This window comes from Bacteroides sp., assembly GCF_019417265.1.
In the GTDB taxonomy this organism is placed as follows: Bacteria; Bacteroidota; Bacteroidia; order Bacteroidales; family Bacteroidaceae; genus Phocaeicola.
The window spans coordinates 1-14,692 of the sequence record NZ_DXVR01000020.1; the positions used below are offsets into that span (position 1 = coordinate 1).

Annotated in this window: 15 protein-coding genes; 8 read left to right on the top strand and 7 right to left on the bottom strand. The window is 39.6% G+C overall.

The features are described from left to right. Positions 1-322: 322 nt before the first annotated feature. The 3 genes from QZ379_RS04300 to QZ379_RS04310 form a co-directional block, all read right to left on the bottom strand. A complete protein-coding gene (locus QZ379_RS04300; RefSeq protein WP_291558706.1) occupies positions 323-2,092 on the bottom strand; it encodes an ATP-binding protein in 1,770 nt (589 codons plus the stop codon). Between the two features lie 18 nt (positions 2,093-2,110). Next, positions 2,111-2,797: a response regulator transcription factor gene (locus QZ379_RS04305; RefSeq protein ID WP_291558708.1), complete on the bottom strand. Its 687-nt coding sequence runs from the start codon at positions 2,795-2,797 to the stop codon at positions 2,111-2,113. 102 nt (positions 2,798-2,899) lie between these two features. Continuing rightward, positions 2,900-3,949 (bottom strand): asparaginase, encoded by a 1,050-nt coding sequence (locus QZ379_RS04310; RefSeq protein ID WP_291558710.1) that lies wholly within the window; start codon positions 3,947-3,949, stop codon positions 2,900-2,902. A 398-nt stretch (positions 3,950-4,347) separates the two neighbouring features. On the opposite strand from QZ379_RS04310, the gene QZ379_RS04315 reads away from it, so the two are divergent. The 4 genes from QZ379_RS04315 to QZ379_RS04330 all read left to right on the top strand — a co-directional run bounded on the left by QZ379_RS04315 (position 4,348) and on the right by QZ379_RS04330 (position 8,977). Continuing rightward, positions 4,348-5,172, top strand: coding sequence for a DUF3805 domain-containing protein (locus tag QZ379_RS04315; protein ID WP_291558712.1), 825 nt, complete (start codon positions 4,348-4,350; stop codon positions 5,170-5,172). Positions 5,173-5,285: 113 nt separating this feature from the next. Continuing rightward, positions 5,286-7,151, top strand: a complete 1,866-nt coding sequence (abc-f, locus tag QZ379_RS04320) for a ribosomal protection-like ABC-F family protein (protein ID WP_291558714.1) — start codon at positions 5,286-5,288, stop codon at positions 7,149-7,151. A gap of 3 nt (positions 7,152-7,154) precedes the next feature. After that, positions 7,155-7,688, top strand: a complete 534-nt coding sequence (locus tag QZ379_RS04325) for a hypothetical protein (RefSeq protein WP_291558716.1) — start codon at positions 7,155-7,157, stop codon at positions 7,686-7,688. Between the two features lie 332 nt (positions 7,689-8,020). Continuing rightward, positions 8,021-8,977 carry a hypothetical protein gene (locus tag QZ379_RS04330; protein WP_291558718.1) on the top strand — a complete coding sequence of 319 codons (957 nt, stop codon included), beginning with the start codon at positions 8,021-8,023 and terminating at the stop codon, positions 8,975-8,977. A 54-nt stretch (positions 8,978-9,031) separates the two neighbouring features. Here QZ379_RS04330 and yihA read toward each other — a convergent pair whose 3' ends face one another. Next, complete coding sequence (gene yihA, locus QZ379_RS04335) at positions 9,032-9,637, bottom strand: ribosome biogenesis GTP-binding protein YihA/YsxC (RefSeq protein WP_291558720.1); 606 nt, start codon at positions 9,635-9,637, stop codon at positions 9,032-9,034. A gap of 55 nt (positions 9,638-9,692) precedes the next feature. Continuing rightward, positions 9,693-11,147, bottom strand: coding sequence for a sodium:solute symporter (locus QZ379_RS04340; RefSeq protein WP_291558723.1), 1,455 nt, complete (start codon positions 11,145-11,147; stop codon positions 9,693-9,695). Between the two features lie 107 nt (positions 11,148-11,254). Here QZ379_RS04340 and recR point away from each other — a divergent pair, with 107 nt between their 5' ends. From recR to QZ379_RS04355, 3 genes are read left to right on the top strand one after another with little or no spacing between them, the layout of a single operon-like run. Then, complete coding sequence (recR, locus tag QZ379_RS04345; RefSeq protein ID WP_291558724.1) at positions 11,255-11,872, top strand: recombination mediator RecR; 618 nt, start codon at positions 11,255-11,257, stop codon at positions 11,870-11,872. Positions 11,873-11,891: 19 nt separating this feature from the next. Beyond that, a complete protein-coding gene (locus tag QZ379_RS04350) occupies positions 11,892-12,353 on the top strand; it encodes a hypothetical protein (protein ID WP_291558726.1) in 462 nt (153 codons plus the stop codon). Then, entirely contained in the window at positions 12,350-12,868 is a 519-nt protein-coding gene (locus QZ379_RS04355; RefSeq protein ID WP_291558728.1) for a GNAT family N-acetyltransferase, read from the top strand. The genes QZ379_RS04350 and QZ379_RS04355 overlap by 4 nt, the downstream gene beginning before the upstream one ends. Before the next feature lie 8 nt (positions 12,869-12,876). On the opposite strand, the gene QZ379_RS04360 is transcribed toward QZ379_RS04355, so the two are convergent. Both QZ379_RS04360 and QZ379_RS04365 read right to left on the bottom strand, forming a co-directional pair. Next, complete coding sequence (locus tag QZ379_RS04360; RefSeq protein ID WP_291558730.1) at positions 12,877-13,467, bottom strand: YqgE/AlgH family protein; 591 nt, start codon at positions 13,465-13,467, stop codon at positions 12,877-12,879. A gap of 19 nt (positions 13,468-13,486) precedes the next feature. Continuing rightward, entirely contained in the window at positions 13,487-13,972 is a 486-nt protein-coding gene (locus tag QZ379_RS04365; protein WP_291558766.1) for a GNAT family N-acetyltransferase, read from the bottom strand. Positions 13,973-14,207: 235 nt separating this feature from the next. Here QZ379_RS04365 and QZ379_RS04370 point away from each other — a divergent pair, with 235 nt between their 5' ends. Further along, a complete protein-coding gene (locus tag QZ379_RS04370) occupies positions 14,208-14,567 on the top strand; it encodes a hypothetical protein (protein ID WP_291558732.1) in 360 nt (119 codons plus the stop codon). The last annotated feature ends 125 nt before the right edge of the window (positions 14,568-14,692 follow it).

The following is a 14,692-nucleotide window of genomic DNA, read 5'->3' on the forward strand; positions in this document are numbered from 1 at the left end:
TTACAACACACATGTGTTCAACTTCGTGTGAATAAGTCATATTCTTTACGTTTTTATTGGTAAAAAAAAAATAAGTTATTTCGTAAACCATTGGAAAGGCACACTTGCCTGTTTCCGAACGCAAATTTACTTCTTTTATTCTTTTTTGCAACCTTAGTGTGCAAACTTTTTCTTACATTTTATGATAATTTTTGTGTGCAATATTGCTTTTGTAAACTCAACTTTGCAATTTGATTTGAACTCGCAAAAAAAATGCTTCGTCGTTTGAACTAAAGCGACGAAGCGTTTTGACTTGAATGACGAAGCATTTTTTTTGAGCATATTACTTTTGAAGTGTAAATACAAATTCCAGCCCTCCGTTTGGAGCATTCTTTGCAAATATTGTTCCTCCGTGGAACAGTACTGCGTTCTTCACAATGGCAAGTCCCAGTCCGGTTCCGCCAAGTTTTCTGGAGCGTCCTTTGTCTACTCTGTAGAACCGTTCGAACAGGCGCGTCAGATGTTCTTCTTCTACACCGATACCTGAGTCTGAGAAACTGAAGTAGTAGAATGAATCGTCCTCGCGGAAACAGTTTATTGTGATTTGAATATTTGTTCCGGCATACGCTATTGCATTGTCCATCAGGTTTCTGAAAATGGAGTAGAGCAGAGAGTGGTTTCCGTTTACCATAAGTGCCTGCGGCATGAGATTTATTACCCTTATGCACTTTTCTTCCAGTCCGAGTGCCACTTCGTTTATGATATTGTCTACCACCAGACTGAGGTTCACGGCTTCCCTTTCCATCATTTCCGGTGCCTCGTCCATTCTTGTCAGAACAGATATGTCGCGTAGCAGGGTAGTGAGTCTGTTGCTCTGGGCATAGCTTCTTTCCAAAAATGTTCTCACTGTGTCTTTAGGGATATTAGGATTGCTGAGTATTGTTTCCAGATATCCCTGAATGCTGCTTACCGGTGTTTTCAGCTCATGGGCTATGTTTTGGGTGAGCTGTCTTTTCAGTCTTGCCTGTTCTTCCTCCTGGGTAATGTCGTTTATTGATATTTCGAACGACAGGTCCTGGAAGATGATACACTCTATGGTGAATGTCCGGGCATTCTTATTCAGATGGTGAGTAACACTTTTTTCTTCTTTACTGTAATTCCCTTCGTTTTTATTCAGAAACTCGATGATTGGTTTCAGCTCGGGGATTGTAAAGATTTCGTCTGTTGAGCTTAGGTTGCGGTCTGAAATGTTGTTGATGTATTGTGTAAACAGACTGTTTACTAAAATTTCCTTTCTCTCTTTCGTGAATACACCAAGTCCTTCGTGTGAGGTCTGAAGGTGTGAAATCAGTTTTTCTCTTTCTATATACAGTGCTTCCTTTGCTCTGTGCAGTCTTTTGTAGATAGTGATAATGTGCTGCGATATTTCTCCCAATTCGTTTTTAGGGAATGTACGCAGAATGTCCATGTCTATAGGTTCGTTCTTGTCGGCTTTGAGGGCGAACTGCTGCAGGTTGGTGATTGATTTTCCGAGCTTGTAGGTGAACCTGTAGAATATCACCATAAGGACCATGCAGATAAGGATAGTGAACCATACATATCCCATGTCTGCTTCAAGATGTTCAGTCAGGCTGACATTGTATGGCAGTGCCGAACGCAGTATGATACGGTGTTTAGGGAAATATTTGGCAGAGTAGAAATACTCTTCTCCATCAATACTTTCTGAAAATCTGCTTATGGCATATCCACTGCCATACACCAGTGCGTCCTGTACTTCCTTTCTGGAGGAGTGGTTTGAAAATTCACTCAGATTTTTGTCTGTCGAATCGAATATCACTTTTCCTTCAGGCGTGATAATAGTGACCCTGAGATTTGGAATCATATGAGTCATTATGTAATGTTTCAGAGAGTCCAACGAACCGGCATCAGCCATATATCCATACAGCTGTTCGTTATAGTTCTGTAATTGAGTGTTCAGCAGTTCTGTCTTGTATGATTTTTCGCGCTGGTACTGAAACAGCATGAAGCATGCTGCAAACGCTATGAACAGTGTTATGACAGAAAGGAACAGTTTACGGCTGAATGTAAGCAGACGTATATTAAACTTTGTCATTTTTACGTTTTCAATTAATTATTCACATTCGAAACAATATCCATATCCCAGACGTGTTACAATGTATTTGCCGTATTCTCCAATTTTCTTTCTTAATCTTGTGATATTAACGTCGATGGTGCGGTCCAGTACATATACTTCGTCATGCCATACTTTGGCCAAAATGTCCTCGCGGGAAAATACTCTTCCCTGATTCTGAAGAAGAAGCAGCAGAATTTCAAATTCTTTCTTGGTGAGTGAGATCTCTTCGCCACGTATCACTACTTTTTTCTTGTTGGAATCCACTACCATCTCTTTGAAAATAAGCTGGTCGTTGCTCTTGTTTTGCACGCTTGCAGTGCGTCGGATGACAGCTTTGACTCTGGCCAATACTTCCCTGAGAGAGAATGGTTTCGATATGTAATCGTCCGCTCCTAAATTAAACCCTGTAAGGGTGTCATTTTCAGTGTCCTTGGCAGTGATGAATATGATAGGGATATTGGCTGTATCCTTGTTCTTTTTCATCATGCTTGCCATTCTGAAACCTGATATTTCTCCCATCATGACATCCAACAGCAGGACATTGTACTGGGTGAGGTCAAGTTTCAGTGCTTCTTCAGCCGAGTTGGCTGTGTCTACCAGATAACCTTCGGTTTCCAGATTGAATTTCAAGATTTCACACAAATCTTCTTCATCATCTACGACTAAAATTCTGTAATCGTTCATAATGCCTTTATTTATTGTTTTACAAATGTATGCAATATTATTTTCTGCTGCAAAGATGATGCGATTTTATTACTGAGGTGTGAAATAAATGTTACAATTTTGTTACAAACTTGGTTTGGTAAACTCTCCGGCTATAGAGCGGCTCATTTCGTTTCTTATCTCACGAGGGCTAAGTCCGTGTCCGAGCAGGAACATAAGTTTCGTCAGAACACTTTCTACTGTAGCATCGTATCCGCTAATAACACCGGCGTCGAGCAGATGTAGTCCGGTTTCGTAACGTCCCATTTCCACCATACCGGTTTGACATTGCGAGATGTTCACTATTACGATTCCTCTGCTTGTTGCCTCTGCAAGAAGTTTTATGAACCATTCCTTTTGCGGTGCATTCCCGGAACCGTATGTCTTGAGAGCTACGGCTTTAAGTCCCGGGGTGTTGAGTACGGTTCTTACAAGATTTTCCTGTATTCCCGGGAAGATAGTCAGTACCAATACATTTGTGTCGAAAACGTAATGCGGGTGCATAGGCACTCCCGGTTTTACTTTCCTTATTTTGTCGTATTCATATTTGATATGAATTCCTGCTGTAGCGAGGGCTGGATAATTATATGAACGAAAGGCATTGAAATTCTCTGCATTGATTTTAGTCGTACGGTTTCCTCTTAGAAGATGATTCTCAAAGAAGATACATACCTCAGGTACTACAGCTGTTCCGTCCGGATGTTTTGCTGCAGCTATTTCTATAGATGTGATTAGGTTTTCTTTTCCGTCTGTACGCAATACACCGATAGGTAATTGGCTGCCTGTCAGAATCACCGGTTTGCTCAGATTTTCAAGCATGAAGCTCAGTGCAGATGCTGTATATGCCATGGTATCGGTGCCGTGAAGTATCACGAAACCGTCGAAGTTGTCATAATTATAGTCGATTATTTTCACCAGTTTAGCCCAAAGCGAAGGCTCCATGTCTGATGAATCGATAGGAGGGTTGAATTGATATGATGAAATGCGATAATTGAATCTTTTGAGTTCAGGAACGTTTTCCTGCAATTGGTCAAAATTGAATGCTTCCAAAGCCCCTGTCTCAGGGTTCTCTATCATTCCTATGGTACCTCCTGTATATATAAGCAGGACTGAGGGATAATCCGGTTTTATCATAATGCAGTATCTGTATCTATCTTGTTTCTGTTTCTGCAAAGATAGGGAGTTTATATCTTATTTAAAAATGTTAATCAATTTAATTTTAGTGGTTGTGGTGACTATTGTCAATTAAAAATGTTGTTGAATGATATGTTATATCCTTCAGTGGTGACTATTTGTAAGGTGCGGATTTCTTATGATGTTTGTTTTGATAGTCAAAATGGGCATCTGTTTTACTGGTGATAATGTTATAAAAAAACTAAAATGTGTATATCGGACTATATTTTATTAATTCGGATTTTTAGAAAAAATGATGATGCTTAAGATGGAAAAATCTTAGAATTTTTGATTTATATTATAAAGATGTATATTTGCATAAATAATCTAAGTATTAATATTAAAACCGTAATTAAAGTATGAAATATATTTCTCCCGGTTCATGGTTCTCGCTGGAATATCCGGCAGGATGGCATGAGTTTGAAGATACTGAGGACAGCTTTCTGTTTTATAATCCTGAAAAGTGGAACGGTAATTTCAGAATATCAGCTTTTAAAGGTCAGGACAAGAATTATGCTGATGAGTGTATGGACTACGAATTGAAGAACAACAGGACTTCCAGACTGGTAAAGGTGGGCGAATGGCCATGCGTTTATTCTACCGAGAATTTTCAGGAAAACGGCAACTGGTACACTTCTCATTTGTGGATAACCGGAAGGGAAGATATATCTGTGGAATGTTCGTTTACTGTAGCCAAAGGAGAAAGCATGAAGCCGGCGGAGAATATAATAGCTTCGTTGAAAGTGAGATGCGAAGGCGAAAAACCATGGAAAGAGATAATTCCGGTACGTGTACTTGAGATTAATGCCATTAACGAAAGCTTCGACTGGGCAGTAATGACTATCAAGAAACAGCTCACAAAGGATTTTACTTCGTCCGAGGCGGATATAGCCAACATTCAGAAAGTTATGGATAGCGGTAAGTTTAACAACAGCCAGCGTCAGGCATGGGAATCATTCGGAATGGCTTTCGGAGCTATACTTGTTAATGAAATGGATGGCATGGAATGGGTTACTGTGATAGACGGACAGAAAGAAATGCCGGCACTGAAATTTGCCGATACTGATGTTATGGTATATCCGCAGCAGTTGGTATGGAGCAGAGTGAAGAACGGTAAGTCATGTAGCTTGAAAGCCGAATTCGAAAAGATTAAGGAAGAGGTGGAAAGGACAATTAATAATTAAAAATTAATAATTGTGAGTTTACAAAGTTACAGTAACAGGTTTACAAGATTCTCCGTCCGGATGGTAAACTTATCAACTTAAAAACTCATCAACTTAAATACTTACATTTTTACATGACTCCATATTTACAGGTAGAAAATCTAACCAAATCGTTTGGTGATTTGGTTCTATTCAATTCAATATCTTTCGGATTGGCTGAGGGCCAGCGTATTGGTCTTATAGCGAAGAACGGCTCCGGAAAAACTACTTTGCTTAACATCCTTGCCGGAAAGGAAGGTTATGACGATGGAAAGATTACATTCCGTCGCGACCTCCGTGTAGGCTATCTTGAACAGAGTCCGCATTATCCTGACGATATAACAGTACTCGAGGCATGTTTCTATCATGGTACTCCTGTGGTACAGCTCATTAAGGAATATGAGAAATGTATGGAAACCGAAGGAAATCCCGGATTGGAGGACTTGCTGGCACGCATGGAGCACGAAAAGGCATGGGACTATGAAAGAAAGGCAAAGCAGATTCTTTCGCAGTTGAAAATCAGGGATTTCAATCAGAAAATAAAACAACTCTCCGGAGGTCAGCTCAAACGTGTGGCTCTTGCCAATGTGCTTATCACCGAGCCGGACTTTATTATACTTGATGAGCCAACCAACCATCTGGACCTCGATATGACAGAATGGCTGGAGGAATATCTCAAACGTGGTACTCTGAGCCTGCTTATGGTGACTCATGACAGATATTTCCTTGACCGTGTATGCTCCGAGATTATCGAACTTGACAACAAGCAGGTTTATTCATATACAGGAAACTATAGTTACTATCTCCAGAAACGCCAGGAGAGGATAGATGCCGCCAATGCGGAAATAGCAAGGGCAAACAACCTCTACCGTACTGAGCTTGAATGGATGCGCCGTATGCCGCAGGCACGCGGACACAAGGCAAGATACAGGGAGGAAGCTTTTTATGAGTTGGAGAAGGTGGCTAAAAGAAGAATGAACGATTCGAACGTGAAGCTGGATGTGAAGGCTTCATACATCGGATCGAAAATATTCGAAGCCGACCATCTCTATAAGAGTTTCGGTGACCTGAAGATTCTTGACGATTTCTCATACATCTTTGCGCGATATGAAAAGATGGGTATCGTGGGAAACAATGGTACAGGAAAATCAACCTTCATAAAAATCCTCATGGGATTGCAGCAGCCTGACAGCGGACGTTTGGACATAGGTGAGACAGTACGTTTCGGTTACTATTCTCAGGAAGGACTCCAGTTCGACGAACAGATGAAGGTGATTGATGTGATAACAGATATTGCCGAGGTGATAGAGCTGGGTAACGGCAAGCGACTTACGGCATCGCAGTTCCTGCAGCACTTCCTCTTTACTCCGGAAACCCAGCATAGTTATGTATATAAGTTGAGTGGTGGCGAAAGACGACGCCTGTATCTCTGTACTGTACTGATGCGTAATCCTAACTTCCTTGTTCTGGATGAGCCGACGAATGACCTCGATATCGTGACATTGCAGGTACTGGAAGAATATCTCCAGAATTTCAAGGGATGTGTTATTGTGGTGAGCCATGACCGTTACTTTATGGATAAGGTGGTAGACCATATCCTTGTGTTTAACGGGCTGGGGGATATCCGCGACTTCCCTGGCAATTATTCTGATTATCGCGACTGGAAACTTGCAAAGCAGGACCGAGAAAAGGAAGCAGCCAAACCAAAGGAAGAGAAAACTCAGAAGGTGCGCTTGAACGATAAACGCCGCATGACCTTCAAGGAAAAGAAGGAGTTTGAGCAGTTGGAAAAGGAAATAGCTGAGCTTGAAGCAGAGAAGAAGGGTATAGAAGATGCTCTTTGCAGCGGAACTTTGAGTGTGGACGAACTCACTGAAAAGTCGAAACGTCTGCCTATACTTACTGACGAGATTGATGAGAAGACCATGCGCTGGATGGAACTCAGCGAAATAGAGGGATAAGATATGGATTTACGTAATAGACTCCTTCAGCGTTTAAGTCAGGGCGACATACACGAAATGTGTTTTCTCACTCAAGGTACGGAAAATGATAGTCTGAAAGAAGAATTATATACCCTGATATCTGATGAGAATGTCAGGGTTTCATATAATGCTTTGTGGGTGTTCACCTATTTTGATCTATCGAACAATAAATGGCTGTATGCAAAGCATGATGAACTGATTGATAAGGCTATAGCTGAAAAGCATGAGGGAAAGAGACGTTTGCTTCTTACTATTCTGTTGAGGCAGCCGTTTGAATGTGGCAATCTGCGTACTGACTTTATTGATTTTTGTTTAGAAACTATACAGTCATCGCATGAGTCGTGTGCTAACCGTGCTTTGTGTATGAAGTTAGCTTATGAGCAGTGCAAGTTCTTTCCGGAGCTTCTGTCTGAATTAAGTAATTGTCTTGAAATAATATCTACAGAGTCTTTGTCCTCAGGACTGAAAACGGCTAAACGGAATGTGATGAAGAAAATATTTAGATATTTACATTGAATAGTGAGCTAATGTATATTAAATCCATGATTCTTTTTATGGATTTTTTTGTGTCTTTATTATGAAAAAGATAAATAGTGAAAATATATTTAAAAAGTTAATAAATATTAACGGGTGGGGGTAAATGTTTTTTTATAATTTTGAATCAAATTGAATTGTAAAAAGGCCTGACGCTTGTTTATATATAGAATAAAGGGGGATGATTAAAGATTTAAAGGTATTTACTTTTTTAAATAAAATTAATTTTTTAAAGTGCTAGCTCCTATGCCTTTTAAATATAGAATGATACAGCCGAATCAGGGGAGCTATAGACTGGTAAATTTAGAGAAAAAATGAAAAAGTTTTATGTTTTCAGTATGTTTGCAATGATGCTAAGCATTGTTGTAAGTTTTTCATCTTGTAGTAAAGATGATGATGGTGTAACAGAGGGTTTGGTAAATCAAACAGTTCCTACACAAAAAGGATGGAGTGGGTCTATGGAAAATGGCATTTGTGCTTATACTCCTGACTATGGGGATGAAGATGCAGATGGTTATTATGCATTCTCTTTTAAGAATGGTAAATGTGATGATGCTGTTTATAATATGATTTTTGAAACAGAAGCTGAAGCTAAAGAGGCTGCAAAGTTATTAAATAACGGAACTTTTGAAGATTTGAATGCCTTTGATGAAGAAGACGAAATCTATGAAACAAATGGTGAGATGGCTATGGCAAAAGCTTTGAATCAGGTAAAAATGATTAAAAAAGCTATTTCTAAAAATCAACCAGTATCACGTGCTGACCTTATTGGAATAAGTTGTACTCAGGAAGGTAAAGTAGTATTTTTCAAAATTGAATGTTTGAAAGGAAAGGATGGAGAAACTGTCAAGATGGTTGTTAATTCATGGGAAACAGGTCTTGATTATGATGTTCTTCCTGAAAAGCCTATATTTGGAACTTACGATAGTACTTCAGGCAAATATACATTAAATAATATAATGGGACTGAAGAACTCAAAATATGAGATAACTGTTGGTTTTGAATCAGACAAGGTAAGTTCTTTTGTTACTGCAGTAACTTTACCAAATGCAAGTTGGGCTGAATATTTGGCAGAAGACTTAAATTCTCAGGCTGATGATTACTATGAAATGTTTGGTGCGGCTCCTAAAATAAAATGTGAAGGAAGTAAGATCACAGTAGAGGCTGTTATTTTGGATACTAATGTTTCGAAGAGTGATATCCAAAAGTTTATTGTTGTACTTGATTTTGTGTTGAGTATGCCAGCAGGGATTAATGTTCTAATTCAGTAAAACGAAAAACAGCAAACAATCGCGCGTATCAAACGATTGTTTGCTGTTTTTATTTTATTTCTCTTTCAACTCCTTGTTTATACTGTCTATATAGTCAAGTATCTCCTGTCGTCCGGTGCCGTTTTCAGATGAAGAAACAAAATGAGGAGGGAGTTCTTCCCATTGTTCTTTCAGTTTGTTCAGGTAGTTGTTTACATTCTGTCGTGTCTTGCCTACACTCTGTTTGTCAGCTTTTGTAAAGATTATAGCGAACGGAACACCGTTTTCGCCCAGCCATTCTATGAATTCAAGGTCGATTTTCTGTGGCTCATGACGGCTGTCGATAAGTACAAAAAGGCAGGTGAGCTGTTCGCGTTCAAGAACGTAATATTCGATAAGGTTCTTGATTTTCTCCATCATCTTCTTGCCTCTAAGAGCGAATCCATAACCGGGAAGGTCTACAAGAAACCATTCCTTATTGATAAGGAAGTGGTTGATGAGCAGAGTTTTACCCGGTGTAGAGGATGTCATTGCAAGTTTTGATTTCTTTGTCAACATATTGATGAGGCTGGATTTACCTACGTTGGAACGACCTATGAAAGCATATTCCGGTATATCCGACTTTGGACACATATCAGCTCTTGAGCTGCTTATTGTGAATTCTGCACTTTTTATTTCCATATATGTATATGAGTTTATGAGTTTTTAAGTTTGTTGATTATGTTCTGTAATGACACTAATGTACTTTCTTATTTATACTCAATGCTGCAAGTCCCATGAATGTGAGAAGGCCGTTGAACATCAGCATTTCATAACCGAACTTATATCCTGTGGTATTGAAAGTTAAGGTATCAATCATATAACAAACCACAGGCGATGCGATTGCTATGTATGGAACGTACCTGTCGCGGGGTTTCAGTTTGGTAAACAGACCGAAACAGAACAGTCCTAACAGTGGTCCGTAGGTATAAGATGCCAAAGTATAGATAGTATCTATTACGCTTTGACTGTCTATAGCTTCAAAAATCAGTATGCATATCACGAATATAGTACTTATACCGATATGTGTGATTTTTCTTATTCTGACAGCTTCTTTTTCTTTTAGCTTGTCTGTATTGAGAATATCAATACAGAAACTTGTGGTCAGTGCCGCCAATGCCGAATCGGCACTTGAGAATGCAGCAGCTATAATTCCTATGGTGAAGAACACAAGGACGGCATATCCGAGGTGTCCGCCTGCCGCAAACATCGGAAGTAGGTCGTCACCTTTGGCCGGGATGGCTATGTTCATCTGTGTGGCTGCAACCATAAGCAGAATTCCCAATGAAAGGAATAGCAGGTTTACCGGTACGAATGATATTCCGTAGCAGTACATATTCTTTTGTGCTTCTTTGAGGTTACGGCATGAGAGGTTTTTCTGCATCATATCCTGATCGAGTCCGGTCATTACTATGGTTATGAATATTCCGCTGAAGAACTGTTTGAAGAAGTTCTGTTTGGACTGCCAATCGTCGAAAACGAATATGCGGCTTTCGCTGCTGTTCTTTATGGTGTCTATCACTCCTCCAATGTTCAGATTCAGTTTGTCTGCCACATTATATAATATCAGTCCTAAGGCAAGCAGCAGACACAATGTCTGCAAACTGTCAGTCCAAACAATTGTACGGATTCCGCTTTTGTGAGTGTATAGCCATATCAGTGCTACAGTTCCTATCGCTGTAACGGCAAACGGTATATTGTATGCATCGAATACATAATGTTGCAGGATTATACACACAAGATAGAGCCTGGCAGCAGCTCCAAGCATTTTTGATATGAGGAAAAATGAGGCTCCTGTCTTATATGAATATCTTCCTATCCTTTGTCCAAGGTATGTATATATGGATGTGAGATTCAGTCTGTAATATAAGGGAAGGAGTACGTGTGCTATTATCAGATACCCGAAAAAGAAGCCCATACACGTCTGCATATATGTCATATCAATGTTCTTTACCATACCGGGTACTGATACGAATGTAACTCCCGATAGTGATGCCCCTATCATTCCGAATGACACTATATACCATGGCGACTGTCTGTTGCCGCGGAAGAAAGCATCATTGTCTGAATGGCTGTGGGCTGTGATGCGGGATATGCCGAGAAGTATCCCGAAATAGACTATTATAGTTATTAGGATAAATATTCCGTTCATGCGATTAGTAATATTAAAGCACAAAGATAATCAGATTTTTTGTATTTTTGCATCTTGTCGTAAACTAACAGATTTACAAACCTAAAAACTAACAAATTTAAAAAATAATGAACCAACAATATCCGTCTGTACTTTTAGAAAAGGCCGTCGATGAGTTTTCGCGTTTGCCTGGAATCGGGAGGAAGACAGCCATGCGTCTGGTACTTCATCTTCTTCGTCAGGATACAGAAACTGTTGAGGCTTTTGGCAATGCTATCGTTACTCTGAAGCGCGAGGTCAGATACTGTAAGGTCTGTCATAATATTTCAGACACTGACGTATGTCGAATCTGTTCTACACCTTCGCGCGATTCGTCTATAGTGTGTGTGGTAGAGAATATCCGCGATGTGATGGCTGTAGAGAATACCCAGCAGTTCAACGGACTGTATCATGTGCTCGGTGGGGTAATTTCACCTATGGATGGAGTAGGGCCGGGAGACCTTCAGATAGACAGTCTGATAGACCGAGTAAAAGCCGGTGGGGTGAAGGAGATTATACTTGCACTCAGTTCAACTATGGAGGGCGACAGTACCAATTTCTATATATTCCGTAAGTTGAGCGGGCTTGACGTAAAGATATCAGTAATTTCCAGAGGTATCTCTATCGGAGATGAACTTCAATATACTGACGAAGTAACTTTGGGACGTTCGATAGTAAATAGAATAGAGTTTACAGGTAATATGTAATTATAAATGCAAGAATAGGATGGAAAAAAAGATAAAGGTACTTCTAACGTTACTTAAAATAGAATTCTATGCCATGTGGGTGATTGTCATAGGATTGATAGCAGGATATGAGTGTGGGATCCTGGAAGAAGGAGTGTTGATAGGTAATGATAACGCTATGTATGTGGCACAGCTGACCGGTGTTCTGCTGGCCATATGTCTGATACCCATGTCATTGCGTATCTTCAATTTGTCGCTTACCAAATATATCAAAACTCTTAATATAGAGAATGCGCTCAAGAGTTATCGCCGATGGAGTGAGGTGAGGATTATTCTTTTGCTTGTTGTGGCAGTGTTTAATATCTCATTGTATTATTGGACAATGGACAATACCGGACTGTTATGTGGCGGTATGGCCGTATTGGCCTCTATGTTTTGTATTCCGGGCAGAAAGCGCATTCTGTCCGAACTTGATTTGACAAAAGAAGAGGAGGCTGTATGATTTATGATATTACTCTCCGTGCCCCTGAGCCTGAAGACTTGGAGGTTATGCTGGCTATAGAAAATGACCCGAACCTGTGGACTCATAACAGTGAAAACACCGGACCATACACGCGCTACCAGATGAAACAGTATATAGCCGGCAATACCAACGATATATATACAGACAGACAGCTTAGGTTGATGATTTCATTGCCTGACGGGAAAATAGCCGGTATAGTGGATGTGTTTGATTTTGATGTCCGCAACAGTAAGGCCGAAGTAGGTATAGTTGTTTTGCGTGAATTTCGTGGAAGAGGAATAGGCCGTAATGCTCTTCGTTTGATGGAGGAGCATTGCTTTGATTTCTTGGGGATACATCAGATTTATGCTTATGTAAGATGTGATAATGAAGCTGCGCTCAATGTATTCCGTTCTTGTGGATTTACAGAAACAGCCGTGCTCAAGTCATGGATTCGCCGTGGGCAGAAGTATTATGATGTCTGTATGTTCCAGAAATTTGCAGAACCTCAATAGACTGTTTGTCAGTTCATTGATGGAATAGCCGGATATTTTGCCCATGTACAGTATGGCTCTCCCATATCGTTGAGAGTGTTTTGCCATAATGTTCTGTAGCTTTCCTTAAACAGTCTGCTTTTTGAAAGTTCGCTTACAATCCAAGTGTCTTCATCCATTTCGGCTTGCAGCTGTCCTTTTCCCCATCCGGCATATCCAAGATAGAATCGTACCCTGTCTTCGTATTGTCTACCAGACTTGATATAATCCAGCATCTGATTGAAATCACCGTTCATAAACAAACCGTTGCCAAGAGGGAGTGAATCTTTTATTTCTTCAATGTCATGTATGAAGAACATTGTGTCACGCCCCACCGGTCCTCCTTTATATACCGGTATTGAAGGAATGTCCTCAAGGTCTTTTACAAGGTCATTCAATGAAACGTGATAGAGGAAATCCTTGTTAAGTACCACTCCCATATCTCCATTTTCATCGTGATTTACCATAAGAATCACTGTACGTGAGAAATGATAGTCATTAAGCAGTGGAGATGCAATAATAATTCTGCCTTGGCTTGGGGTTATATTATTTGATTTTACTTGAAATATGTCTTCGTACATTTTGTTTCTGTTTTTATGGTTAAAGAATCAATTCATAGTCTATCACGTCTAAATATCTTCCGAACTTCATTCCTACTTTCTTGAAATGTGATACACGTTCGAAACCTAATCTTTCATGGAGTTTGAAACTGCTTTCGTTACCTTCCGTGATACATGCTATAAGTGCAAGGTAGTTTCTTTTACGGCATATGCTGATAAGTTCTTCCATAAGTTTCTTTCCAATTCCCTTGCCTGTATATTCCGGTGAAATGTAGACTGTAGTTTCAAGTGTACGGCTGTAAGCATCTTTCTCTTTCCATGGATGAATATAGCAATATCCGGCTATGTTGCCTTCCGGTGTTCTGTAAACCAGGTATGGGTAAGATGATGAAAGCGACTGAATGCGTTCGGACATTTTTTCTACATTCCATTCTTCCGTATCGAATGTAGCTACACTTTCACGTACATAGTAGTTGTATATAGCAGTTATCTGTATTGCATCTGATGTTGATACTTCAGTTATCATATTCTTCATATTTCAATATTATAACAAATATAGTGAAAGTTGAATGCAGAAAAACAAGCTTGCTTGATTTTTTTGCTAAAACGCATCCTATATTATTCAAATATACGGAAAATCTTTTATACATATACCTAAAAGTATGTATTTTGCTATTAATATACAGTGATAAACTTGCTGTCAGTGGTATTTTGTGTATCTTTGCATCCGAAATCAGAAAATGGAAATATTATAAAGGATTATGACTATAAACACTCGTACATGGATTAGGACAACTGCTACGTTGTTTCTCACTGTATTTGTGGTGTACTATGCCATAATCTCTGCTTATGCCCACGTACACGTAGTGAACGGTGTAATGGTGGTGCATTCGCATCCATTTTCGGACCAGCACACGCATACAGCAAGACGGACTTTAGTTCTTCATTATCTCACTGATTTCCATTCATTGGAAGCGTCCGGTTCTCAGTTTGTGTGTTCACCGTTTCAACCGGTATTACTTATTGATTATACAGAACATGTTCCTACATGTCTGTTGCCGGAGTTTGAGTCCGGCGTAGGTCTTCGCGCACCTCCTTATTCTTCATTTCATTTAGTTTAATAAGACATCAATTATAGTGTCTTGGCTTTTCGTGTCCGTAATTCTTTATGGATATGAGGCAATATGTCGTAACTTTTTATCAATTTAAAATTTTAAGAAAGAAATGAAGAAACTTACAATATTCA

Bases quoted from the DNA above. Each gene is read 5' to 3' on its own strand.
- QZ379_RS04300 (WP_291558706.1), bottom strand. From the start codon at position 2,092: ATGACAAAGTTTAATATACGTCTGCTTACATTCAGCCGTAAACTGTTC.
- QZ379_RS04305 (WP_291558708.1), bottom strand. From the start codon at position 2,797: ATGAACGATTACAGAATTTTAGTCGTAGATGATGAAGAAGATTTGTGT.
- QZ379_RS04310 (WP_291558710.1), bottom strand. From the start codon at position 3,949: ATGATAAAACCGGATTATCCCTCAGTCCTGCTTATATATACAGGAGGT.
- QZ379_RS04315 (WP_291558712.1), top strand. From the start codon at position 4,348: ATGAAATATATTTCTCCCGGTTCATGGTTCTCGCTGGAATATCCGGCA.
- abc-f (WP_291558714.1), top strand. From the start codon at position 5,286: ATGACTCCATATTTACAGGTAGAAAATCTAACCAAATCGTTTGGTGAT.
- QZ379_RS04325 (WP_291558716.1), top strand. From the start codon at position 7,155: ATGGATTTACGTAATAGACTCCTTCAGCGTTTAAGTCAGGGCGACATA.
- QZ379_RS04330 (WP_291558718.1), top strand. From the start codon at position 8,021: ATGAAAAAGTTTTATGTTTTCAGTATGTTTGCAATGATGCTAAGCATT.
- yihA (WP_291558720.1), bottom strand. From the start codon at position 9,637: ATGGAAATAAAAAGTGCAGAATTCACAATAAGCAGCTCAAGAGCTGAT.
- QZ379_RS04340 (WP_291558723.1), bottom strand. From the start codon at position 11,147: ATGAACGGAATATTTATCCTAATAACTATAATAGTCTATTTCGGGATA.
- recR (WP_291558724.1), top strand. From the start codon at position 11,255: ATGAACCAACAATATCCGTCTGTACTTTTAGAAAAGGCCGTCGATGAG.
- QZ379_RS04350 (WP_291558726.1), top strand. From the start codon at position 11,892: ATGGAAAAAAAGATAAAGGTACTTCTAACGTTACTTAAAATAGAATTC.
- QZ379_RS04355 (WP_291558728.1), top strand. From the start codon at position 12,350: ATGATTTATGATATTACTCTCCGTGCCCCTGAGCCTGAAGACTTGGAG.
- QZ379_RS04360 (WP_291558730.1), bottom strand. From the start codon at position 13,467: ATGTACGAAGACATATTTCAAGTAAAATCAAATAATATAACCCCAAGC.
- QZ379_RS04365 (WP_291558766.1), bottom strand. From the start codon at position 13,972: ATGATAACTGAAGTATCAACATCAGATGCAATACAGATAACTGCTATA.
- QZ379_RS04370 (WP_291558732.1), top strand. From the start codon at position 14,208: ATGACTATAAACACTCGTACATGGATTAGGACAACTGCTACGTTGTTT.